Raw genomic sequence first — 23,402 nt, 5'->3', positions numbered from 1 at the left:
CGGCCTGTACGCCCGTCAGACCAGCACCAGGTTGTCGCGATGGATCAGTTCGGGCTCGTTCAGGTGCCCCAGCACGGACTCGATCTCGGATGAGGGCTTGCGCGCGATCAGCCGCGCCTCGGCGCTGGAATAGTTGGTGATGCCGCGCGCCACCTCCTTGCCCTGCGCGTCGACGCACGCGATCACCTCGCCGCGGGCGAACTCGCCCTGCACTTCCGTCACGCCGATCGGCAACAGCGACTTGCCGCCGCTGGTGAGCTTCTCGACCGCGCCGTTGTCGATCACGACCCGGCCGCGCAGCTGCAGGTGGTCGGCCATCCATTGCTTGCGCGCCGTGAGCCGCCCGGTCGGCGCCAGCAGCTGGGTGCCGATGGCCTCGCCCGCGGCCAGGCGCTCCAGCACGTTGGCCTCGCGCCCGGAGGCGATGGTGGTATGGGCGCCGGACTTGGCTGCGCGCTTGGCCGCCAGGATCTTGGTCAGCATGCCGCCGCGCCCGATCGACGTGCCGGCGCCGCCGGCCATGGCTTCCAGCTCGGGGGTGCCGGCCAGGGCCTCGTCCACGAACTGCGCGGCCGGGTCCTTGCGCGGGTCGGCGGTGTACAGGCCGCGCTGGTCGGTCAGGATCACCAGCGCGTCGCCTTCGATCAGGTTGGTCACCAGCGCGCCCAGCGTGTCGTTGTCGCCGAACTTGATTTCGTCGGTGACCACGGTGTCGTTCTCGTTGATGATCGGCACCACGCCCAGGGACAGGAGCGTGAGCAGGGTCGAGCGGGCGTTGAGGTAGCGTTCGCGGTCGGCCAGGTCGGCGTGGGTCAGCAGCACCTGCGCGGTGCGGATGCCGTAGCGGCCGAACTGGCTTTCATAGACCTGCGCCAGGCCCATCTGGCCGACGGCGGCGGCGGCCTGCAGCTCATGGATTTCCTTCGGGCGGCGCACCCAGCCCAGGCGCTGCATGCCTTCGGCGATGGCGCCGGAGCTGACCAGCACCACTTCCTTGCCGGCCACGCGCAGCTTGGCGATCTGGGCCGCCCAGCGGGCGATGGCGTCGTGGTCCAGCCCCTTGCCGTCGTTGGTGACCAGGCTGGAGCCGACTTTGACGACGATGCGCTTTGCCTGCGCGATGACCGATTGCATGACGGGAATCCTGTCTCCCGGGCAGCCGGCGGCGGGCGCCGCGCCCGAATTGTCCGTGGGTATTCTTCTGTGGTGGGGCGCCAGCGGCGGCCCCGGCTTATGCCTCGCCCTGCCCCTGGTCGACGTTGTGCAGGCGCTCGTCCAGCCGGATGTCCGGCTCGGCCAGCGCCGCGGCTTCTTCGGCCTTGATCGCCTGCAGGTGGTCCTTGATCGCGTAGATCAGCTCGCGGCAGCCTTCGCCGGTCAGCGCCGAAATCTGGAACACCGGCCCCTTCCACTTGTAGCGCTTGATGAAATCCTTCACGCGGGCCGCGCGCTCGTCCTCGGGAACCACGTCGAGCTTGTTCAGCACCAGCCAGCGCGGCTTGTCGTACAGGGTTTCGTCGTACTTCTTCAGCTCGTTGACGATGGCCTTGGCCTCGGCCACCGGGTCGACTGCCTCGTCAAACGGCGCCAGGTCGACGATATGCAGCAGCAGGCCGGTGCGCTGCAGGTGGCGCAGGAACTGGTGACCCAGGCCCGCGCCCTCGGCGGCGCCTTCGATCAGGCCGGGAATGTCGGCGACCACGAACGATTGCTCATGGTCCACGCGCACCACGCCCAGGTTCGGGTGCAGCGTGGTGAACGGATAGTCCGCCACCTTCGGGCGCGCGTTGGAGATATGCGAGATAAAGGTCGACTTGCCGGCGTTGGGCATGCCCAGCAGGCCGACGTCGGCCAGCACCTTGAGCTCGAGCTTGAGCATGCGGCGCTCGCCCGGCTTGCCGTCCACCTGCTGGCGCGGCGCGCGGTTGGTACTGGACTTGAAATGCAGGTTGCCCCAGCCGCCCATGCCGCCTTCGGCCAGGCACACGCGCTGGCCGTGCTCGGTCAGGTCGGCGATGACTTCGCCGGTGTCCATGTCGGTGATCAGCGTGCCCACCGGCATGCGCAGCGTGATGTCCTCACCCGCCGCGCCGTAGCAGTCGGAGCCGCGGCCGTTCTCGCCGTTGCGGGCAACGTGCTTCCTGGCGTAGCGGAAGTCGATCAGCGTATTGATATTGCGGTCCGCCACGGCGAACACGCTGCCGCCGCGGCCGCCATCGCCACCATCCGGGCCGCCGAAGGGCACAAACTTCTCGCGCCGGAACGAGGCGCTGCCATTGCCGCCGTTGCCGGCGATGGCTTCGATTCGGGCTTCGTCTATGAACTTCATGATGATGGGTTTCCGTGATGGATCGGCGGATCAGCGGCTGGAAGCCTCCGACCGGGCTGGCGAACTGACATTGTCGCCAGAAAAGAAAAGGCCCCGCAAGCGTTGCGGGGCCTTCATCCTGCAAAGGCTGTTATCAGGCCGCCGGAACGACGCTGACTTGCTGCTTCTTGGCAGGGCCCTTGACGGCGAACTGCACGTGGCCGTCCACCAGGGCAAACAGCGTGTGGTCCTTGCCCACGCCGACGTTGTCGCCGGCATGCACGCGGGTACCGCGTTGGCGGATGATGATGCCGCCGGCGTTGATGGCCTGGCCACCAAACACCTTCACGCCCAGACGCTTCGATTCGGAATCACGGCCGTTCCGCGTGGAACCGCCGCCTTTTTTCTGTGCCATGTCTTACTCCTGTCGCTTTACCTGGTTACGCTCGATCGATCAGGCAACGATCGCTTCGATGCGCAGTTCGGTGTAATTCTGACGATGGCCCTGACGCTTCTGGTAGTGCTTGCGACGGCGCATCTTGAAGATCTTCACTTTGTCGTGACGACCTTGGGAGATAACGGTAGCCTTGACGGAAGCCCCGCTAACCAGCGGCGTACCAAACTTGATTTGGTCGCCGGCGCCCACTGCGAGCACCTGGTCGAGCGTGATTTCTGCGCCAATGTCTGCCGGTATCTGTTCTACTTTCAGTTTTTCGCCAGCAGCAACCTTGTATTGCTTGCCGCCGGTTTTTACGACCGCGTACATTGTCGAACCTCTCGGATGTGAATAAAACGCCGTATGCCGGCACTGGCGCACCCTGCGCGGCCGGTCAATTGCACGGCCTGGCGCCTGGGCGGGCTCAATGCGGCCCGGTTATCTCCCGCCGGTCAGAACCCGCAAAGCGAGCGCAGCTACCGGAGGAAACCGGGAATTATAAATGAGATCCGGGAAAAGGGCAAAGAAAACAGGCACATAGCCTGTGTGCGGCGGCATCTCCACAATGCAACCGCGCCCTGGCTCAGGTCAGGTCGGCGAGCAGGAATCCCGCCAGTGCCGCAAACGCCACCCAAAGGGCGGTGCGGCGCAGGTGGCGACGAGGCACGGGCTTGTTCATGGCTGCATTATAGTTGCGCGCCTTGCGAACACCCTGAGCGCATACCCTGAGCGCGAATCTTTAGAAGCGCGCCATACGTAGAACGCCACGCGCATCGCATATAATCGTCCGGTTTTGCGTAACGGTGATCATCTTGTCCCAGCCTTCCGCCACTGCCTTGCTTGCCCCGGTCGCTGCAGACATGCGCGCGGTCGATGCTGTTATCCGCCAGCGGCTGTCTTCTGAAGTCCCCCTGATCGAGCAGATCGGCGAATACATCATCGGTGCCGGCGGCAAGCGCCTGCGCCCGGTGATCCTGCTGCTGACAGCGCGCGCGATGGGCTACGACGGCAACCGCCACCATGAGCTGGCCGCCGTGGTGGAGTTCATCCACACCGCCACCCTGCTGCACGACGACGTGGTCGACGAGTCCGAGCTGCGGCGCGGGCGCGATACCGCCAATGCCGTGTTCGGCAACGCCGCCAGCGTGCTGGTGGGCGACTTCCTCTATTCGCGCGCGTTCCAGATGATGGTCGATGCCGGCAGCATGCGCATCATGGAGATCCTGTCCAACGCGACCAACGTGATCGCCGAGGGCGAGGTCCTGCAGCTGCTGAACATGCACGACCCCGACGTCACCGTCGAGCGCTACCTGCAGGTGATCCGCTACAAGACCGCCAAGCTGTTCGAGGCCGCCGCGCAACTCGGCGCCGTGCTGGCCGGCGCCGACGCCCGGATGGAAGAAGCCGCGGCAGAGTATGGCCGCCGCATCGGCACCGCCTTCCAGCTGATCGACGACATGCTGGACTACACCGCCAGCGCCGAGCAGATGGGCAAGAACGCCGGCGACGACCTGCGCGAAGGCAAGCCCACCCTGCCCCTGCTGCACCTGCTGGAACACGGCACGCCCGAACAGCGCCAGTTGGCGCGCGACGCCATCGTGCGAGGCGGCACCGAGCATTTCGATGCCGTGTTTGCCGCGATCCACGCCAGTGGCGCGCTGGACGTCACCTTCGAAGCCGCGCGGCGCGAGGCTGAAGCCGCCGAACAGGCGGCACGGCAGTTCCCGCCGTCGGAACTGAAGGAAACCCTGATCCAGCTCTGCGCGTTCTCATTGCAACGGCAGTCCTGACGCAACCGCGGGGAAGGCAGCGGAAGCGGGCAGAACGGCGATTTTCCTCGCCCTCTTCCATTCCCCAAAAAACGCTGCTAAACTTACGTTCTTTGCTGCAGACGGTCAGACGTTTGCCAGCAAACCAAATCGGGGTGTAGCTTAGCCTGGTAGAGCGCTACGTTCGGGACGTAGAGGCCGGAGGTTCGAATCCTCTCACCCCGACCAGATTTAAGAGGCCGAATCAACGTCAGTTGGTTCGGCCTTTTGTCTTTCTGCCCCCCCTCCCCGATCCTCCGGCAACTCATCCCTTGATCGCCTTGCGCTGACGCTTGAATGCCTTCAGGTCGGCCGCGGAAAACAGCTGGCTACGACCCACTACCGCATGGGGCGCGAGCTTGCCGTCGCGCACCAGCCGCCGGAAGGTGGCAATTGAAACTTCGAGGTATTCGGCCGCCTCCGCGGCGGTGAAATCTGCTTCCGCGAGGTGGCCAAAGACTTCCTCGTGCGAGAAGTCCTCGTCCTTGAAAGCCTGCTCGCCCACCAGCGTGAAAAACTTGATGCGCTCCTGCGCGGGCATCTTGCTGACGGCCTTCATCAGGTCTTCTGCGGTCATGATGGTCATCCCTTTCTCTCTTCATCCTCGATCGCCAGGTGCAGCGGCTTGTGCGCCTTCTTGATGAACTGCATGAAGGGCTTCCTGCAAATTGGCATCACGCAGTGTTATGCACGCACTTTTGATTCTATATCGGATCAAAAATGACGTGGCGTCTCCCGTTGGGAAAAGGCCAAGGCAAACATGGGCGGGGACAGGGATTCCTCTCAAAAGGGCACCTGTCCCGCGCGCAAGGAAGCTGCCTGAAACGCCGCTTCTTCCCCGCGCAAGTAGGGTTGCGCCCGTGTCGCGCAAACGCCAACACCGCGCCCGCGCCGGCTTTACAAAAAGTGACCCCGGCGGCAAACTGCCCCGATCCGGGGACGTGGGTCCGTCCGCCCCCGCCTGCGTGGCATCCGCCACCGCCTAACCGCACCGCACAGCGCACCTGCCATGACACTCGGTCTTGCCCTGGCCCAGAGCCGGCGTATCGCGCCCGCCCTGCTTGCTCAGCTGGAGCAGGCCGCGCGTGAAAAGCAGTCGCAGCTGATCGACGAGATCGTCGGCAGCGGCACCATGAGCGCGCACGACCTGGCGCTGTTTGCCGCGGACAAATACCAGCTGCCGCTGCTGGACCTGGCCCAGTACAACCTGAACAAGGTGCCGCCGGCACTGGCCGGCAACCGTGAATTCCACGCGCACCGGCTGCTGCCGCTGGGCCGGCGCGAGAACCGGCTGGTGCTGGCGATGTCCGACCCGTCCAACCAGGCCGGGCTGGATGCGATCAAGGAAAAGTACAAGCTGCCGGTCGAAGCGGTGGTGGTCGAGCACGACAAGCTGATGAAGCACGTGCGCTCCGCCGGCGAGGCCCTGGGCACGCTGAAGAACATCTCGCCGGTGCAGGCCGAGCGCAAGATGATCGAATACGATCCGGTGGCCGCGGCCGGCAACCAGCGCAACCGCACCACCGCCGACAATATCGACGACGCCCCGGTGGTGCGCTTCCTGCAGAAGCTGCTGACCGAGGCCTTCCATCGCGGCGCGTCCGACCTGCACTTCGAGCCGTTCGAGACTTTCTACCGCGTCCGCTTCCGCGTGGACGGGGTGCTGCAGGAGGTCGCGCGCCCACCGCTGGATATCCGCGACAAGATCGCCACCCGCATCAAGGTGCTGTCGCGCCTGGATATTTCTGAAAAGCGCGTGCCGCAGGACGGCCGCATGAAGCTGCTGATTGCCCTGCCCAAGGACAAGGACGCCAAGGAGACGGTCGAGCGGGCAGTGGATTTCCGCGTGTCGACGCTGCCGACGCTGTTCGGCGAGAAGATCGTGATGCGGATCCTGGAATCTTCGTCCGACAAGCTCGACATCGACCAGCTCGGCTATGAGCCCGAGCAGAAGGCGCTGCTGCTGGACGTGATCAAGCGCCCCTATGGCATGGTGCTGGTGACCGGCCCCACCGGCAGCGGCAAGACGGTGTCGCTGTACACCTTCCTGAACCTGCTGAACCAGGGCGACATCAATATCTCCACCGCGGAAGACCCGGCCGAAATCCAGCTGCCCGGCATCAACCAGGTCAACGTCAACGACAAGGCGGGCCTGACCTTTGCCGCGGCCCTGCGTTCGTTCCTGCGGCAGGATCCGGACATCATCATGGTCGGCGAAATCCGCGACCTGGAAACCGCCGACATCTCGATCAAGGCCGCGCAGACCGGCCACCTGGTGTTGTCGACGCTGCACACCAACGATGCGCCGACCACGCTGACGCGGTTGATGAACATGGGCGTGGCGGCCTTCAATATTGCCTCGAGCGTGCTGATGATCACCGCGCAGCGGCTGGCGCGGCGGCTGTGCACCTGCAAGCGCGAGGGCGAGATCCCGCGCGAGGCGCTGCTGGAGGCGGGCTTCCGCGAACAAGACCTGGACGGCAGCTGGCAGCCCTACCACCCGGTCGGCTGCGAGCGCTGCAACGGCACCGGCTACAAGGGCCGCTGCGGCATCTACCAGGTAATGCCGATCACCGAGGCCATGCAGGAGATCATCCTGACGCACGGAACGGCACTGCAGATCGCCGAGCAGGCGCGCAAGGACGGCGTGCTATCGTTGCGCGAAGCGGGGCTGCTGAAGGTGAAGCAGGGCGTCACGTCACTCGAAGAAGTGCTGGCGACTACGAATACTTAGGGAAGCAGGACAAACGTAAATACAAGACGCAGAACAAGCGTCATTTACATCGGGGGTCAATATCATGGCGACGCGTGCACCAGCGGCGGGCGCCCGGACGGCGGCACCGTCACGGGCGAAATCAGGGAAGGGGCGCAAGGCACCCACCCAGTACATCTTTGAGTGGGAAGGCAAGGACCGCAAGGGCAAGACCTTCACCGGCGAGCTGCGCGCCGAGAACCAGGCCGAGGTCACCGCCACGCTGCGCAAGCAGGGCCTGACCATCGTCAAGCTGAAGAAGCGCAAGGCCGCGCGCGGGCGCAAGATCACCGAGAAGGACATCGCCTACTTCACCCGGCAGCTGTCGACAATGCTCAAGGCCGGCATTCCGCTGCTGCAATCGATCGACATCATCGCGCGTGGCCACGTGAACCCCAACTTCACCCAGCTGCTGTCCGACATCCGCTTCGACATCGAGGCCGGCAGCAGCATGGCCGCGGCATTCCGGCGCCATCCGAAGTACTTCGATACGCTGTACTGCAACCTGATCGATGCCGGCGAACAGGGCGGTATCCTGGATTCGCTGCTGGAGCGCCTGTCGCTCTACATGGAAAAGACCATCGCGCTGAAAGGCCAGATCAAGTCGGCGATGATCTACCCGATCGCGGTGCTGACGGTGGCCTTTGCCGTGACCGTGATCCTGATGCTGTTCGTGATCCCGGCGTTCAAGGGCGTGTTCTCCAGCTTCGGCGCCAACCTGCCGGCGCCGACGCTGCTGGTGATCGCCATCTCGGACTTCTTTGTCCAGTACTGGTACCTGGTGATCGGGGCGCCGGTGGCCGGCATCTCCTTCTACCTGCGCGCACTGAAGAAATCGGAGAAGGTGCAGCGCGCCACCGACCGCACGCTGCTGAAGCTGCCGATCTTCGGCAGCCTGTTCCGCAAGGCCGTGATCGCGCGCTGGACCCGCACGCTGGCCACCATGTTCGCCGCCGGCACGCCGCTGGTGGAGTCAATGGAGTCCGTGGCCGGCGCGGCCGGCAACTGGGTCTACTACGACGCCACGCGCGAGATCGAGCAATCGGTGCGCATCGGCACCAGCCTGACCAACGCGATGCAGGCCACCCATGTGTTCGACAACATGGTGCTGCAGATGACGCAGATCGGTGAGGAGTCCGGCGCGCTGGACAACATGCTGCTGAAGGTGGCGGAGTTCTACGAGCGCGAGGTCGACGATGCCGTGGCCGCGATCTCCAGCCTGATCGAGCCGCTGATCATCGTGGTGCTGGGTGTGCTGATCGGCGGCATGGTGGTGGCGATGTACCTGCCGATCTTCAAGCTGGGACAGGTGGTGTAAGCGATGTTGTCTTCGTGGTCTGCTTCCCCCTACCCTTCGTCGGCCTCCACCGGCGGCGCGCCGCTGGTGGAGGCACTGGCGGCGTTGCCGCCCGCCTTCCTGGTGGCGGCCGCCGCGCTGCTCGGGCTGGTGGTCGGCAGCTTCCTCAATGTGGTCATCCACCGGATGCCGCGCATGATGGAGCGCGACGAGGCCAACTATATCGCCGAGCTGCGCGGCGACCCGCTGCCCTACCCCGGCCGCTACAACCTGATGGTGCCGCGCTCGGCCTGCCCGCATTGCGGCCACGCGATTGCGCCGTGGGAGAACGTGCCGGTGCTGAGCTACCTGTTCCTGCGCGGGCGCTGCTCGGCGTGCCAGGCGCCGATCAGCGTGCGCTATCCGCTGGTCGAGCTGGCCTGTGGCGTGCTGAGCGCGCTGGCGGCGTGGCGCTTCGGCCCCGGCGGACAGGCCCTGGCCGCGCTGGTGCTGGTGTGGGCGCTGCTGGCGCTGACCATGATCGATGCCGATACGCAACTGCTGCCGGACCAGATCACCCTGCCGCTGTTGTGGCTGGGCCTGCTGCTGAACCTGGGCGGCGTGTTCGTAGCGCTGCCCGACGCCGTGATCGGCGCGGCTGCCGGCTACCTGGTGCTGTGGACGGCCTACTGGCTGTTCCGGCTGGTGCGCGGCAAGGAAGGCATGGGCTTTGGCGACTTCAAGCTGATGGCGGCGCTGGGCGCCTGGCTCGGCTGGCAGGCGCTGCCGGCGCTGGTGCTGCTGTCGTCGGTGGTCGGCGTGCTGTTCGGGCTGGCCAATATCGCGCTGCGCCGGCAGGAACGCGACACGCCCTTCCCGTTCGGGCCCTTCATCGCGCTCGCCGGCGTGGTGGTGCTGCTGTTCGGCCCCGGCGTGCTGCCGCTGTTTGCATGGCCATGACGGTGTCCGACGATCTCCGCTGAAGCTGGTATCGTTGCGGCAACATCGTCAACAGAGCCTCACATGCTGGAAATCGGACTGACCGGCGGCATCGGCAGCGGCAAGACCCGCGTGGCCGACATGTTTGCCGCGCGCGGTGCCGCGATCATCGACACCGACCTGCTCGCGCACGAGATCACCGCCCCGGGCGGGCGCGCCATCCCGGCGCTGGTCGAGGCCTTCGGCCCGGCCTGCCTGCGTCCCGACGGCGCCATGGACCGCGACGCGATGCGCGCACTGGTGTTTGCCGACCCCGCAGCCAAGGCGCGGCTTGAAGCGATCACCCACCCGCTGATCCGTGCACTGACCACCGAGCGCGCCCACGCGATCCGCGATGCCGGCGACCATCCCTACCTGATCTACGTGGTGCCGCTGCTGGTGGAATCGGGCTCATGGCGCGAGCGCGTGGGCCGCGTGCTGGTGGTGGACTGCACCGAGGCCACCCAGGTAGCGCGCGTGATGTCGCGCAACGGCTTCAGCCGCGAGCAGGTGCAGGCCATCATGGCCAGACAGGCCACCCGCGCCGAGCGCCTGGCATGTGCCGACGACGTCATCGACAACGACGGTCCGGTGGAGGCGCTGGTGGACCAGGTCGACCGGCTCGACCGCTACTATCGTGAACTGTCGGCGGCGGCCAGGGTCCATCCATAACGCGCAACCCGGCGCGCCAGCGCATGGCATCATGCACGCGACATTGTCCTCGGCCCGTGTCTCGCATAGAATGCGCTGGAATATGCGGGGAAATCACCGCATACTGGCGGCAACCGCCCGCCATATATCGCCCCTTCCGGCATTTCCCGGGCCTCATTCTGCACCGGGCCGCTCCTGAAAGCGCCCGACGCCCTGCACGGACATTGCACTTGATTCTGTACGAATACCCTTTCAACGAACGCATCAGGACACTCCTGCGCCTGGAGGACCTGTTCGATCGGCTGGAATACTTTCTCGGCCAGGATCATGCCCACCAGCACCATGTCGCGCTGACCACGCTGTTCGAGATCATCGACGTCGCCGGCCGCGCCGACCTCAAGACCGACCTGATCAAGGAACTGGAACGCCAGCGCCAGGCACTGGCGCCGCTGCGCGCCAGCCCGCAGATCGACCAGGAGGCGCTGGACGCCGTCATCGGCGAGATCGAGCAAGGCATCGCCATGCTCAACCAGACCGTGGGCAAGGCCGGCCAGCTGCTGGCCGACAACGAGTGGCTGACCAGCATCCGCAGCCGCGCGATCATCCCCGGCGGCACCTGCGAGTTCGACCTGCCGGCCTACTATGCCTGGCAGCACCGCCCCGCCGAAGACCGCCGCGCCGATATCCTGAAGTGGGTACGTCCGCTGCTGTCGCTGCGCATGGGCACCACCATCGTGCTGCGCCTGCTGCGCGAAGCCGGCCAGAGCGGCAAGGTGATCGCCACCGGCGGCAGCTACCAGCAAATGCTGTCCGGACGCAGCTACCAGCTGATGCAGGTCTACCTGGATGACTCGCTGCTGGCCTTCATCCCCGAGATGAGCGCCAACAAGTACATGCTGTGGGTGCGCTTCACGCAGCAGGACGGCGACCTGCGCCCACGCTCGGTCGATGCGGATATCCCGTTCCTGCTGAAACTCTGCAATTTCTGAAGCCTGCGCTGAACGCTATGCCTGCTGTCGTCAAATGCCCCACCTGCGGCACCGAGGTGGCCTGGGTGCCCGACAACAAATTCCGCCCCTTCTGTTCCGAGCGCTGCAAGCAGATCGATCTCGGCGCCTGGGCGTCCGAGAAATACGTGATCGGCGGCAAGCCGGGCGAGACCTCCGCCGACCAGACTGAAGACGAGGACGACTGAAGCGCCCTCGCCTTCAGCGTCCCTCGCGGTTCAGTGCGCCGCCGCCAGCACGCGGCGGTAGAAGCCCACGCATACCAGCGCGAACACCGCCAGGCCCAGCCACTGCGCGGTCGCTTCAAACCCGGGCCCGGCCAGCGCCAGTGGCGCATCCCTGCCCGACAGGCCGATTACCGCGGCCAGCATCACGCCGACCAGGCTTTCCCCCACGATCAGGCCCGAGGCCAGCAGCGTGCCGCGCCGCTCGGCATGTTCCAGCGCCAGCTTGACGTCGTCGCCGCGCGCGGTGGCGCGGCGGCGTTCGCCGCGCAGCAGGAGCCACGACAGCACCGCGCCCACCACCAGCGCCGAGCTGATGGTCGGCGGCAGGTAGATGCCGATGCCCACCGCCAGCACCGGCAGCCGCGCCGCGCCGCGGCGGCGGCGCAGCACCTCGTCGATGGCGATCAGCACCACGCCCAGCCCGATGCCGATCAGGATCATGGTCCAGTTGAGCTGGCGGGTGAAGATGCCGGTGGCGATCGCGGTCATCAGCGTCGCCTGCGGCGCGGCCAGCGCCTGGTTGGGGTCCATGTCCGCACGCGGCAGCGCGCCGGCGAAGCCATAGGCGCTGTAGAGCAGGTCCAGCACCGGCGGAATCACCGCCGCGCCTACCGCGCAGCCGATCAGCAGCGCCACCTGCTGGCGCCACGGCGTGGCACCGACCAGCCAGCCGGTCTTCAGGTCCTGCAGGTTGTCGTTGGCGATCGAGGCGACCGCCACCACCGCCGAGGTGGTGAAGATCGCCAGCGCAATCGCGAAGTTTCTGCCCTCGGGCGTGGCCAGCAGCCCGTCGGCCTTGCCCGCCAGCAGGATCAGCAGCGACACCAGGATCACCGCGATGATGCCGATGCCCGAGATCGGGCTGGCCGACGAGCCCACCAGCCCGGCCATGTAGCCACACGCCGCCGCCACCAGGAAGCCGAAGATAAAGGCGAACACCACCGCGTAGATCACCAGGCGCCAGCGTGCGCCGCCATCGAGCGGCGCCGGCGCGAGGAACCAGGCGAATACCGTCACCAGCACCGCCAGCAGCCCCAGCATCACCAGCCCGATCCATCTGGCCGGCATGTCCTGCTGCGTGCGCGGCATCTTGCCCTGCCCCGCCGGCCCGCCCTGCAGCGCGCCGAACGAGGCGCGGATGCCGTACAGCATCGGCCCGGCCAGCGACAGCAGCGTCCAGATCGCGGCAATGCCGATGGTGCCGGCACCGATGAAGCGCGCCTGCTGGCTCCACACCATGGCGCCGAAGGCCGACAGCGTGGCGCCGTCCGGGCGCGGCGTGATGGCCGTCAGCCACGGCACCGCGACGCCCCAGGTCAGCACCAGCCCGAGCAGCATGGCCAGCCCGCCGACGATTCCGACCAGGTAGCCCGCGCCCACCAGCGCCAGCGAGAACCCCATCGACAGCCGCACCACCGAGGCCCCGGCCGACAGCCAGAAGTTGGCGCCCTCGGCCAGCAGGCGCAGCCCGCCGGCGGCAAAGCTGAACAGCCCCGCCACCAGGCCGCCGGCCATCAGGTCGGCCAGGCCGGTCGCCTGGGGCTTCTGCCCCGGCGCGGCCTGGTCTGGCGCGGCGCTGCCCACGCGCAGGATTTCCGCCGCGGCCACGCCCTCCGGGTAGGGCAGCTCGCTCTGCACCACCATCGCGTGGCGCAGCGGGATGCTGAACAGCACGCCCAGCATGCCGCCGGCCGCGCAGATCGCCAGCGTCTGCCAGAACGGGAAGCCCTGCCAGTGGCCCAGCATGACCAGGCCCGGCAGGATAAAGATGATCGACGACAGGGTGCCCGCGGCCGAGGCCTGCGTCTGCACCATGTTGTTTTCCAGGATGTTGGCGCCGGGGAAGAGCCGCAGCACGGCCATCGAGATCACGGCCGCCGGGATCGCCGACGAGAAGGTCAGGCCGACCTTCAGGCCCAGGTAGATGTTGGAGGCGGTGAACACGACCGTGATCAGCGCACCGAGGATGATGCCGCGCAGGGTCAGTTCAGGCAGGGAAACGTCGTCGGCGATACGATCGACACGTAGCATGCAGGTTCCTTTCCTGTGGATCAGGGCCTGGTCAGGCCCTGGCGGCGCGCAAGCGGGCGCCGCGGCCGCTTGCCCGACAGCGGGAAGGCAGGGTCAGCCGTTGCCCGATTCCTCGGCCAGCCACTCCACCACGGGAATGGTGGCCGGCAGCAGCGGCCCCACCGTCACCGGCGTGCGCTGCCACGAGAAGGCCTGGCCTTCGCGGCCGACGGGGTCGCCCCGCCAGTCGGTGACCTTGCAGAAATACAGCCGCACATAGGCGTGCGGATAGTCATGTTCCAGAATGTGCCAACGCTCGCATTGCGTTACATCAAGGCCCAGCTCTTCATGGAGTTCTCTGGCCAGTGCTGCCTCCACCGACTCACCGGGCTCCAGCTTGCCGCCGGGGAATTCCCAATAGCCCTCGTAGGGCTTGCCGGCCGGGCGCTGCGCCAGCAGGAAGCGTCCGTCGGGCTGCACCAGCACGCCGACCGCCACCTCGGTCACCTTGCGCGGCGGGTTGGCGCCGGTCTGCGCGGGGTTCTGCGTGGCCGCGCTCATGCCTTGGCGTCTCCGGCGACATCGGCAATATAGGGCTTGCCATGCTTGCCGCCCCAATCGCGCGCAAACTGCCAGGCCACGCGGCCCGAGCGCGAGCCGCGCTCCAGCGCCCACACCAGCGCGTCACCGCGCGCCGCGGCGATGTCCTCGTCGGTGCAGCCAAAGTGCCTGAGCCAGTGGCCGACAATGGCCAGATATTCGTCCTGCTTGGGCGGGTAGAACGACAGCCACAGCCCGAAGCGCTCGGACAGCGAGATCTTCTCTTCCACCACTTCGCCGGGATGGATCTCGCCATCGTCGGTGTGGCGGTAGGTCTCGTTGTCCTTCATGTACTCCGGCAGCAGGTGCCGGCGGTTGGAGGTGGCGTAGATCAGCACGTTGTCCGACTGCGCCGCCACCGAGCCGTCCAGCGCCGACTTGAGCGACTTGTAGCCCGACTCGCCCTCTTCGAACGACAGGTCGTCGCAGAAGATCACGAAGCGCTCGGGGCGCTGCGCAACCAGCTCGACGATATCGCCGAGGTCGCCCAGGTCATCCTTGTCCACCTCAACCAGCCGCAGCCCGTCCCTGACGAAGGCATTGAGGCAGGCCTTGATCAGCGACGACTTGCCGGTGCCGCGCGCGCCGGTCAGCAGCACATTGTTGGCCGGCAGCTTGCTCACGAACTGACGCGTGTTGGCGACGATGGCATCCTTCTGGCGCTCGATGTTCTTCAGGTCGTCCAGGTGGATCGGCGGCAGCTGGCGCACCGGCTGCAGGTAGCCGATATTGCCGAACAGGCTCTGCCGCTTGCGCCAGCGGAACGCCACGGCCTCCTGCCAGTCGGCGTCGCTCAGTTGCGGCGGCAGCCATTGTTCGAGTCGGGCAAGGAAGTTGTCGAGGCGGGCGGCGAGGTCAGACATGGCAGGGGCGCGCTAGGGGCGCGGTATCGGCTGGCAGGGGAATCGATGCCCTTCCCGCATGCACGGGAAGGACGGAAAGCTCAGGAGCGGTAGTCGGCGTTGATCGACACGTAGTCGTGCGACAGGTCGCAGGTCCAGACCGTCGCTTCGGCCTTGCCGCGGCCGAGCGCGATGCGCACGGTGATCTCGGCCTGCTTCATCACGCGCTGGCCGTCTTCCTCGCGGTAGTCGGGGTTGCGGCCGCCGTCGCGGGCCACCCAGACATCGTCCAGCCACAGGTTGACGCTGCCGACGTCGAGGTCATCGACGCCGGCGTAGCCGACCGCGGCCAGGATGCGGCCCAGGTTGGGGTCCGACGCATAGAACGCGGTCTTGACCAGCGGCGAATGCGCCACCGCATAGGCGATCTGGCGGCACTCGGCCACGTCCTTGCCGCCTTCGACGCGGATGGTCATCAGCTTGGTGGCGCCTTCGCCGTCGCGCACGATCATCTGCGCCAGTTCCTGCGCCAGCGCGGTCACCGCGTCGCGCAGCGCCTCGAAGGCCGGGCCTTCGGCGCGCTCGACCACGGCGCCGGACTTGCCCGTGGCGATCAGCACGAACGAGTCGTTGGTCGAGGTATCGCCGTCGATGGTGATGCTGTTGAACGAATGGTCGGCGGCGTAGGAGACCAGCGCCTGCAGCACCGGCTGGGCCACGGCGGCGTCCATGGCGATAAAGCCGAGCATGGTCGCCATGTTCGGGCGGATCATGCCGGCGCCCTTGCTGATGCCCGACAGCGTCACGGTCTTGCCGTCGATCTGCACCGTGCGCGACGCGGCCTTGGGCTGCGTGTCGGTGGTCATGATGGCTTCGGCGGCGGCCAGCCAGTTGTCCGGCTTCGCGTTGGCGATGGCGGCGGGCAGGCCGGCCACCAGGCGGTCGACCGGCAGCGGCTCCAGGATCACGCCGGTCGAGAACGGCAGCACCTGCTCGGCGGCGATGCCCAGTTGCGCTGCCAGCGCGTCGCAGCTGGCGCGGGCACTGGCCAGGCCCGGTTCGCCGGTGCCGGCGTTGGCATTGCCGGTGTTGACCACCAGCGCGCGGATGCCCTTGCCAGCGGCCAGGTGCTCGCGGCAGACCTGCACCGGCGCCGCGCAGAAGCGGTTGCTAGTGAAGACGCCGGCCACGGTGCTGCCTTCGGCCACGCGCACCACCAGCACGTCCTTGCGGTTGGCCTTGCGGATGCCCGCCTCGGCCCAGCCCAGCTCCACGCCGGCGACGGATTTCAGGTTCTCTGCCTGGGGCAGCGGAAGATTGACGGGCATGTGGACTCCTCGTTCCTGCTTGCGTTATCTGCTTGCGGCTTCTGCTCGCAACTTGCTTGTCATCAGACGAACATGCCCGCGGAGGGCGGGCATGTCGTTTCCTTGCGCGTCACTCCCCAGACAGCGGGAACGACGTCATGCCGGGTACCCGGCCGGGCTCAGTTCAGCTGAGCCTGCCGTGGCACTGCTTGAACTTCTTGCCCGAGCCGCACGGGCACGGATCGTTGCGGCCGACCTTGGGCATGCCCGCCAGCGCCAGCTCGGCGGCGGCCATGGCCGCACCGGTGCGCGGCGACGGCGCTTCCTCGACCGGCTCGCGCCCTTCGGCGAACTCGTCGTGCTTGTACTGGATGTTCTCCAGGTGCGACAGGCCTTCCTCGATCTCTTCCGAAGCCTGCTCCAGCTCTTCCGGCGACTGGATCTGCACGTTGAAGGTCACGCGCGTGACTTCGTTCTTGATCAGGTCCAGCAGGCGCGCGAACAGCTCGAACGACTCGCGCTTGTATTCCTGCTTGGGATCCTTCTGCGCATAGCCGCGCAGGTGGATGCCCTGGCGCAGGTGGTCCAGCGCGGCCAGGTGCTCGCGCCAGTGCGTGTCGATGCTCTGCAGCATGACCGAGCGCTCGAAGCCGGCGAACGACTCGCGGCCGACCATCGCGACCTTGCCATCGTAGCGCTCCGCGGCCGCCTTCATGATCAGGTTGAGCAGCTCTTCGTCCTCGATGCTCTGCGCGCCCTCGATGGTCTGCGCCAGCGGCACTTCCAGGCCCCAGTCCTCGCGCAGGCGCGTTTCCAGGCCGGAGATGTTCCACTGCTCTTCCATGGTGTCGGCCGGCACGTGGTCGCGGAACAGCTCAACCAGCACGCTCTCGCGCAGGTTGGTCACCATGTCGCCGACATCCTGGGCTTCCAGCACGTCGTTGCGCAGCTTGTAGATTTCCTTGCGCTGGTCGTTGGCGACGTCGTCGTACTGCAGCAGCTGCTTGCGGATGTCGAAGTTGCGGCCTTCGACCTTGCGCTGCGCCGATTCGATCGAGCGCGTGACGATGCCGGCTTCGATCGGCTCGCCCTCGGGCATCTTCAGGCGTTCCATGATGGCGCGCACGCGGTCGCCGGCGAAGATGCGCAGCAGCTGGTCGTCCAGCGACAGGTAGAAGCGCGACGAACCCGGGTCGCCCTGGCGGCCGGCACGGCCGCGCAGCTGGTTGTCGATACGGCGCGACTCATGGCGCTCGGTGCCGACGATATGCAGGCCGCCGGCGGCCTTGACCTGCTCGTGCAGCGAATGCCACTCATCCTCGAGCTGCTTGATGCGTGCGGCCTTCTCGGCGTCGGACAGGTTCGGGTCCGCCTCGATAAAGCCGGATTGCTTCTCCACATTGCCGCCCAGCACGATGTCGGTACCGCGGCCGGCCATGTTGGTGGCAATGGTGATCATCTTGGGGCGGCCGGCCTGGGCCACGATCTCGGCTTCGCGCGCGTGCTGCTTGGCGTTGAGCACCTGGTGCGGCAGTTGCTCGCGATCGAGCAGGCCCGACAGGTATTCCGAGGTCTCGATCGAGGTGGTGCCCACCAGCACCGGCTGGCCACGCTCGTAGCAGTCGCGGATATCGCGCACCACGGCGTCGTAGCGCTCCTTGCCGGTCTTGTAGATCTGGTCCTGCTGGTCCTTGCGCTGGGCCGGGCGGTTGGTCGGGATCACCACCACTTCCAGGCCGTAGATCTCCTGGAACTCATACGCTTCGGTGTCAGCCGTGCCGGTCATGCCGGCCAGCTTGTTGTACATGCGGAAGTAGTTCTGGAAGGTGATCGTCGCCAGCGTCTGGTTCTCTTGCTGGACGGTGACGCCTTCCTTGGCCTCAACGGCCTGGTGCAGGCCGTCGGACCAGCGGCGGCCGGTCATCAGGCGGCCGGTGAACTCGTCGACGATCACGACTTCGTCGTTCTGCACCACGTAGTGCTGGTCGCGATGGAACAGGCTGTGCGCGCGCAGGGCGGCGTACAGGTGGTGCATCAGCGTGATGTTCTGCGGCGCGTAGAGCGACTCGCCCTCGCCGATCAGGCCTTGCTGCGACAGGATCTCTTCTGCCTTCTCGTGGCCGGCTTCGGTCAGGTAGACCTGGTGGCCCTTCTCGTCGACGTAGTAGTCGCCCGGCTTCTCGACGCCGGTGCCGTCGGCCTTCTCTTCACCGATCTGGCGCTCGAGCAGCTTGGGGATGCCGTTCATGCGCTGGTACAGGTCGGTCTGGTTCTCGGCCTGGCCGGAGATGATCAGCGGGGTGCGGGCCTCGTCGATCAGGATCGAGTCCACTTCATCGACGATGGCGTAGTTGAGCGGGCGCTGCACGCGTTGCGACGGGTCGTAGACCATGTTGTCGCGCAGGTAGTCGAAGCCGAACTCGTTGTTGGTGCCGTAGGTGATGTCCGAGTTGTACGCCGCCTGCTTGGCGTCGTGCGGCATCTGCGACAGGTTCACGCCCACCGACAGGCCCAGGAAGTTGTACAGCCGGCCCATCCACTCGGCATCGCGCTGCGCCAGGTAGTCGTTGACGGTCACCACGTGCACGCCCTGGCCGGTGATGGCATTCAGGTACACGGCCAGCGTCGCGGTCAGCGTCTTGCCTTCGCCGGTGCGCATTTCGGCGATCTTGTTGTCGTTCAGCACCATGCCGCCGATCAGCTGCACGTCGAAGTGGCGCATCTTCATGACACGCTTGCTGGCCTCGCGGCAGACGGCGAAGGCCTCGGGCAGCAGCGCCTCGAGCGATTCGCCGCCGGCGTGGCGCTGCCGGAAGGTCTCCGTCATGCCGCGCAGTTCGTCGTCCGAGAGCTGCTCGAACTTCGGCTCCAGCGCATTGATCTGCGCCACCGTGCGGCGGTATTGTTTGATCAGCCGCTCATTGCGGCTGCCGAAGACTTTCTTGAGAAGGCCGGTGATCATCGATTGCTTTCACCTGCGCGGAACCGGGCGGCACCCCAGGGATGCGGGCTGCTCCGGCGGCCGGGCGAGGAATGGATAGATTGGCGCAAAACGCCGAGTTTATCATGTGCCGGGGTCACGGCCGGAACGCGCCTGGCCCCGTCCCGCAAGGGCAGGCAAGCCTGCCGGATGTCGGCCACGCGTGTGGTCCGCAGATTGCCCGCGTGATTGCCCGTGCGCCCATTGGCCACAGTTTGGGGCGGCCGCCGCAGCTTCAATCCACAGTCGGGCAAGGCGGCCAGCGCGCCCCTTGCTAGAATGCATGCATGCGCCGCTTCACCCATCACGCCCTGCAGACCCCCGCCGCCAAGCCGCTCAATGACTGGCTGGCCAAGGCCGGCCCGGTTTCGACGCTGATGCAGACCGCGCGCCAGCTGTCGGTGCTCGAGGCCGAGGTGCTGGCACTGCTGCCCGCCGGCATGCGCGACGGCCTGGCCGTGGCCGGGGTCAAGCGTGACGCCACCGACCCGAACGCCCAGGTGCTGCTGTTGCTGGCCGCGCACGGCGCCGCCGCTGCCCGCGTGCGCCAGGTAGTGCCGACGCTGCTGGCACGGCTGCAGCAGCGCGGCTCGCATATCACCGCGATCCGGGTGCGGGTGCAGCCGGAGGTGTCGCGCCATGCGGACTGGGAAGTGGAGCCCGTGCAACGCCAGCGCACCGGCGGCCGCATGACGCCCACGGGACTCGCCAATCTGGACCAGCTGGCGCGCAGCCTGCCGGATTCGCCGCTGCGCGACGCGCTCAATACGCTGCTCGCCCATCACCGCTAGCCCGTTGCCGAACACGAAAAAGCCGACCCTCGGGTCGGCTTTTTTCTGCGCCAGTTCGCCAGGATCAGGCAAACGCCGGCTGCGCCTGCGGCAGGAACGCGACCGGGGCTTCCTCGACGCGGTCGAAGGTGACCAGTTCGTAGGCTTCCTGGTCGGCCAGCAGCGCGCGCAGCAGCTGGTTGTTCAGGCCGTGGCCCGACTTGTTCGCCACATAGGCGCCGATCAGCGGGTGGCCCACCACATACAGGTCGCCGATCGCATCCAGGATCTTGTGGCGCACGAACTCGTCGCCGTAGCGCAGCTCTTCATTGTTGAGCATGCGGTGCTCGTCCAGCACGATCGCGTTGTCCAGGCTGCCGCCGCGCGCCAGGCCCATCTCGCGCAGGGCTTCCACCTCGTGCGCAAAGCCGAAGGTGCGGGCGCGGGCAATCTCGCGCACGTAGCTGGTGTCGGCAAAGTCGATCGAGAAAGTCTGGCCGGTCTTGTCGACCGCCGGGTGGCGGAAGTCGATGGTGAACGACAGCTTGAAGCCGAAGAACGGCTCCAGCCGCGCCAGCTTGTCGCCCTCGCGCACTTCCACCGCTTTCTTGACGCGGATAAAGGTCTTCAGCGCGTTCTGCTCTTCAATGCCGGCCGACTGCAGCAGGAACACGAAGGACGCGGCGCTGCCGTCCATGATCGGGATTTCCTCGGCGTCGACATCGACATAGAGGTTGTCGATGCCCAGGCCCGCACAGGCCGACATCAGGTGCTCGACGGTCGAAACGCGCGCGCCATCCTTCTGCAGCACCGATGCCAGGCGCGTGTCGCCGATGGCCGACGCGGCCACGGGAATCTCGACGGCCTCGGGCAGGTCGACGCGGGTAAAGACGATGCCGGTGTCCGCCGGCGCGGGACGCAGGGTCAACGTGACCTTGCGTCCCGAGTGCAGGCCGATGCCAACGGTCTTTACCAGGGATTTGATGGTGCGCTGTTTGAGCATGACAGCCTCAACTATTATAAAAATCTATCGGGCAGCTTTTATGATTAAGGGATTTTACCACCACCTCAGGGGCGCTGCAGCCGGGTTTTGTTTCCGGCTGTTAACATCCCCTTAACAAGTTGCGTATTATCCACGTTTACCCGGATGACTGTGTCAGCCACGCAACGCCGCCAGCACTGCTTCGGCGCTGCTGACGCGGAATTCGCCCGGTGCCTCGACGTCGAGCCGGGTGACGACGCCGTCGTCGATCACCATCGCGTAGCGCTTGGAGCGCACGCCCATGCCGCGCGCGCCCAGGTCCTGGTCCAGGCCCAGCGCGCGGGTCCACTCGGCGCTGCCGTCGGCCATCATGCGCACCGTGCCGCCAGTCTGCTGTTCACGGCCCCAGGCGCCCATCACGAAGGCGTCGTTGACCGACACGCACCAGACCTCGTCGACGCCGGCCTCGCGCAGCGCCGCGGCGTGCTGCACAAAGCCCGGCACATGCTTGGCCGAGCAGGTCGGCGTAAAAGCGCCGGGCAGGCCGAACACCACGATCTTGCGGCCGCGGACCAGGTCCGCCACCTTGAAGGCATTGGGGCCGAGCGCACAGCCGTTGCCTTCGGTTTCGAAGAATTCCTGCAGCGTGGCGTCGGGGACGCGGGAACCGACAGTGATCATGGGTCGTGGTCCTTCTGGGTTTTCTGAAGAATAGTCCGGATGCCGGGGCGCAGACGCCCGCACTCAGTCAGACGGGCAATCTCAAGATCATAGGCGCCTTGCCCGCATTGCCAAAGCCGGGTCACATCCGGTGACATCCGGCGCGGATCCGATACACCTTGCTACAAAGACCTTGCTACAAAGACGTCCGCGCGGCGCACCTCTTGGGTGCGCCGCGCGGACGCTGATACATCCCGACCGGGAAGGCGGGAAACCAGTCCGGGGAGGCGGCCAGCGGCACGCCAGTCCCGGCGGGATGCGGGTGAAGCTCAGTCCGGCGCAGGCGCGGCGCCGCCAGCAGCCCGGCGGTTCACGTCAGTCCATGCAAGGCACGCGCGGATGGGGAGCGCACGTGCATCGCGACAAGGCGACGCGTTCCGTCAGGCGGCCGGTGGAGGCACCGATGCCGCGCCAGGCAGGGCTCAGTCTGCCTGCTTGCGCAGGAAGGCCGGGATGTCGTACGTATCCACACCCTTTTCCTGCAGCGCCGCCACGTGAGCCGACGCCGACTCACGCGAGCTGCGCCACACTGCCGGCGTATCCAGGTTGCTGTAGTCCGGCGAGCTGTGCGTGGCCGCGGCGGCGGTCATGTTGGCCATCATCTGCACCGGCATGTTGTCCGTGCCGGTCTTGAGCAGGGTCATCGGCTGTTGCTTCTTGGCCGAGCGGCCCAGGCCCGTGGCCACCACCGTCACGCGCAGCGCATCGCTCATCGAGTCATCGTACACCGTACCGAAGATCACGGTCGCATCTTCCGCCGCGTAGCTGCGGATGGTGTTCATGACTTCCTTGGTTTCCGACAGCTTCAGCGAACGGCTGGCGGTGATGTTGACCAGCACGCCGCGCGCGCCGGACAGGTCAACGCCTTCCAGCAGCGGGCTGGCAACGGCCTGCTCGGCTGCCAGGCGGGCGCGGTCCACGCCCGACACGGTGGCCGTCCCCATCATGGCCTTGCCCTGCTCGCCCATCACCGTCTTCACGTCTTCGAAGTCGACGTTCACCAGGCCGTCAACGTTGATGATCTCGGCAATGCCGGCCACCGCGTTGTGCAGCACGTCGTCGGCGCACTGGAAGCACTTGTCCATCTCGGCGTCGTCGCCCATCACTTCGAACAGCTTCTCGTTGAGCACCACGATCAGCGAGTCGACGCTTGATTCCAGCTCGCTGGAACCGTGTTCGGCCACCTTGGCGCGGCGCGCGCCTTCGAAGTCGAACGGCTTGCTGACCACGCCCACGGTCAGGATGCCCATCTCCTTGGCCACTTGCGCGACGATCGGCGCGGCGCCCGTGCCGGTGCCGCCGCCCATGCCGGCAGTGATGAAGACCATGTGCGCGCCGCGCAGGGAGTCGGCGATCTGATCACGGGCCGATTCGGCGCAGTTGCGGCCGACTTCCGGCTTGGCGCCAGCGCCCAGGCCCGTATTGCCAAGTTGCAGCACGCGCGAAGCGCTCGAACGCTTGAGCGCCTGGGCATCGGTGTTCATGCAGATGAATTCGACGCCTTGCACGCCGCGGCTGATCATGTGCTGCACGGCGTTACCGCCCGCACCGCCCACGCCGACCACCTTGATGATGGTGCCGTCCTGCACTTCCGTTTCGATCATGTCAAAGTCCATCACTGCCTCCGAGAAAAATCAGTCCCCAGACGATGCAGCCTCCCCGCCGCAACCCCTGGTTTCTGAACAAGAAACCAATAAAAAGAAAACCAGAAAACTTCCACTCGGCACACAGGCCTGTCCGGTAGACCG

The 23,402-nt window shown here is 66.5% G+C and carries 21 protein-coding genes and 1 tRNA gene; 9 read left to right on the top strand and 13 right to left on the bottom strand.

Translation table 11 applies throughout. The annotated features are described in order from the left end of the window. Positions 1-15 precede the first annotated feature (15 nt). The 4 genes from proB to rplU form a co-directional block, all read right to left on the bottom strand. Positions 16-1,134: a glutamate 5-kinase gene (gene proB / locus AC3WRR_RS25655; RefSeq protein ID WP_010814745.1), complete on the bottom strand. Its 1,119-nt coding sequence runs from the start codon at positions 1,132-1,134 to the stop codon at positions 16-18. A 97-nt stretch (positions 1,135-1,231) separates the two neighbouring features. Beyond that, complete coding sequence (gene obgE / locus AC3WRR_RS25650) at positions 1,232-2,329, bottom strand: GTPase ObgE (RefSeq protein WP_010814746.1); 1,098 nt, start codon at positions 2,327-2,329, stop codon at positions 1,232-1,234. A gap of 133 nt (positions 2,330-2,462) precedes the next feature. Further along, on the bottom strand, positions 2,463-2,723 hold the full coding sequence (gene rpmA / locus AC3WRR_RS25645) for a 50S ribosomal protein L27 (RefSeq protein WP_010814747.1): 261 nt from the start codon (positions 2,721-2,723) through the stop codon (positions 2,463-2,465). 39 nt (positions 2,724-2,762) lie between these two features. Beyond that, positions 2,763-3,074, bottom strand: coding sequence for a 50S ribosomal protein L21 (gene rplU / locus AC3WRR_RS25640; protein WP_006576525.1), 312 nt, complete (start codon positions 3,072-3,074; stop codon positions 2,763-2,765). A 530-nt stretch (positions 3,075-3,604) separates the two neighbouring features. Here rplU and ispB point away from each other — a divergent pair. After that, positions 3,605-4,534: an octaprenyl diphosphate synthase gene (ispB, locus tag AC3WRR_RS25635; protein ID WP_454749914.1), complete on the top strand. Its 930-nt coding sequence runs from the start codon at positions 3,605-3,607 to the stop codon at positions 4,532-4,534. A gap of 130 nt (positions 4,535-4,664) precedes the next feature. Beyond that, a tRNA-Pro gene (locus AC3WRR_RS25630) sits at positions 4,665-4,741 on the top strand. Positions 4,742-4,817: 76 nt separating this feature from the next. On the opposite strand, the gene AC3WRR_RS25625 is transcribed toward AC3WRR_RS25630, so the two are convergent. Further along, on the bottom strand, positions 4,818-5,138 hold the full coding sequence (locus AC3WRR_RS25625) for a helix-turn-helix domain-containing protein (protein WP_058698447.1): 321 nt from the start codon (positions 5,136-5,138) through the stop codon (positions 4,818-4,820). Between the two features lie 423 nt (positions 5,139-5,561). Between AC3WRR_RS25625 and pilB the strand changes: the two genes are divergently transcribed. The 6 genes from pilB to AC3WRR_RS25595 all read left to right on the top strand — a co-directional run bounded on the left by pilB (position 5,562) and on the right by AC3WRR_RS25595 (position 11,404). Beyond that, on the top strand, positions 5,562-7,286 hold the full coding sequence (gene pilB / locus AC3WRR_RS25620) for a type IV-A pilus assembly ATPase PilB (RefSeq protein WP_492298484.1): 1,725 nt from the start codon (positions 5,562-5,564) through the stop codon (positions 7,284-7,286). A gap of 64 nt (positions 7,287-7,350) precedes the next feature. Continuing rightward, on the top strand, positions 7,351-8,622 hold the full coding sequence (locus AC3WRR_RS25615; RefSeq protein WP_492298482.1) for a type II secretion system F family protein: 1,272 nt from the start codon (positions 7,351-7,353) through the stop codon (positions 8,620-8,622). A 3-nt stretch (positions 8,623-8,625) separates the two neighbouring features. Then, entirely contained in the window at positions 8,626-9,540 is a 915-nt protein-coding gene (locus AC3WRR_RS25610) for a prepilin peptidase (protein ID WP_492298480.1), read from the top strand. Positions 9,541-9,603: 63 nt separating this feature from the next. Then, on the top strand, positions 9,604-10,230 hold the full coding sequence (coaE, locus tag AC3WRR_RS25605; RefSeq protein WP_010814753.1) for a dephospho-CoA kinase: 627 nt from the start codon (positions 9,604-9,606) through the stop codon (positions 10,228-10,230). A 209-nt stretch (positions 10,231-10,439) separates the two neighbouring features. Then, positions 10,440-11,198 carry a cell division protein ZapD gene (gene zapD / locus AC3WRR_RS25600; protein ID WP_010814754.1) on the top strand — a complete coding sequence of 253 codons (759 nt, stop codon included), beginning with the start codon at positions 10,440-10,442 and terminating at the stop codon, positions 11,196-11,198. 17 nt (positions 11,199-11,215) lie between these two features. Then, entirely contained in the window at positions 11,216-11,404 is a 189-nt protein-coding gene (locus tag AC3WRR_RS25595; protein ID WP_010814755.1) for a DNA gyrase inhibitor YacG, read from the top strand. Positions 11,405-11,434: 30 nt separating this feature from the next. Here AC3WRR_RS25595 and AC3WRR_RS25590 read toward each other — a convergent pair whose 3' ends face one another. The 5 genes from AC3WRR_RS25590 to secA all read right to left on the bottom strand — a co-directional run bounded on the left by AC3WRR_RS25590 (position 11,435) and on the right by secA (position 19,164). Further along, entirely contained in the window at positions 11,435-13,474 is a 2,040-nt protein-coding gene (locus AC3WRR_RS25590; RefSeq protein WP_492298478.1) for an OPT family oligopeptide transporter, read from the bottom strand. A 93-nt stretch (positions 13,475-13,567) separates the two neighbouring features. Next, entirely contained in the window at positions 13,568-14,014 is a 447-nt protein-coding gene (locus AC3WRR_RS25585) for an NUDIX domain-containing protein (RefSeq protein ID WP_011616085.1), read from the bottom strand. Then, positions 14,011-14,916 (bottom strand): ATP-binding protein, encoded by a 906-nt coding sequence (locus tag AC3WRR_RS25580; protein WP_010814758.1) that lies wholly within the window; start codon positions 14,914-14,916, stop codon positions 14,011-14,013. The genes AC3WRR_RS25585 and AC3WRR_RS25580 overlap by 4 nt, the downstream gene beginning before the upstream one ends. 80 nt (positions 14,917-14,996) lie before the next feature. Further along, positions 14,997-16,223, bottom strand: a complete 1,227-nt coding sequence (argJ, locus tag AC3WRR_RS25575) for a bifunctional glutamate N-acetyltransferase/amino-acid acetyltransferase ArgJ (RefSeq protein ID WP_492293915.1) — start codon at positions 16,221-16,223, stop codon at positions 14,997-14,999. A 163-nt stretch (positions 16,224-16,386) separates the two neighbouring features. Then, positions 16,387-19,164 carry a preprotein translocase subunit SecA gene (gene secA / locus AC3WRR_RS25570; RefSeq protein ID WP_010814760.1) on the bottom strand — a complete coding sequence of 926 codons (2,778 nt, stop codon included), beginning with the start codon at positions 19,162-19,164 and terminating at the stop codon, positions 16,387-16,389. A 305-nt stretch (positions 19,165-19,469) separates the two neighbouring features. Here secA and AC3WRR_RS25565 point away from each other — a divergent pair, with 305 nt between their 5' ends. Beyond that, a complete protein-coding gene (locus AC3WRR_RS25565; RefSeq protein WP_010814761.1) occupies positions 19,470-19,973 on the top strand; it encodes a hypothetical protein in 504 nt (167 codons plus the stop codon). A 64-nt stretch (positions 19,974-20,037) separates the two neighbouring features. On the opposite strand, the gene lpxC is transcribed toward AC3WRR_RS25565, so the two are convergent. The 3 genes from lpxC to ftsZ form a co-directional block, all read right to left on the bottom strand. Further along, positions 20,038-20,955 (bottom strand): UDP-3-O-acyl-N-acetylglucosamine deacetylase, encoded by a 918-nt coding sequence (gene lpxC, locus AC3WRR_RS25560; protein WP_010814762.1) that lies wholly within the window; start codon positions 20,953-20,955, stop codon positions 20,038-20,040. 153 nt (positions 20,956-21,108) lie between these two features. Next, a complete protein-coding gene (locus AC3WRR_RS25555; RefSeq protein WP_010814763.1) occupies positions 21,109-21,615 on the bottom strand; it encodes a peroxiredoxin in 507 nt (168 codons plus the stop codon). Positions 21,616-22,076: 461 nt separating this feature from the next. Further along, complete coding sequence (gene ftsZ / locus AC3WRR_RS25550; RefSeq protein WP_010814764.1) at positions 22,077-23,270, bottom strand: cell division protein FtsZ; 1,194 nt, start codon at positions 23,268-23,270, stop codon at positions 22,077-22,079. Positions 23,271-23,402: the final 132 nt, after the last annotated feature.

Source organism: Cupriavidus sp. FW305-3-2-15-C-LB2 (assembly GCF_058787575.1).
This window is presented reverse-complemented; position numbering and strand designations above follow the sequence as displayed.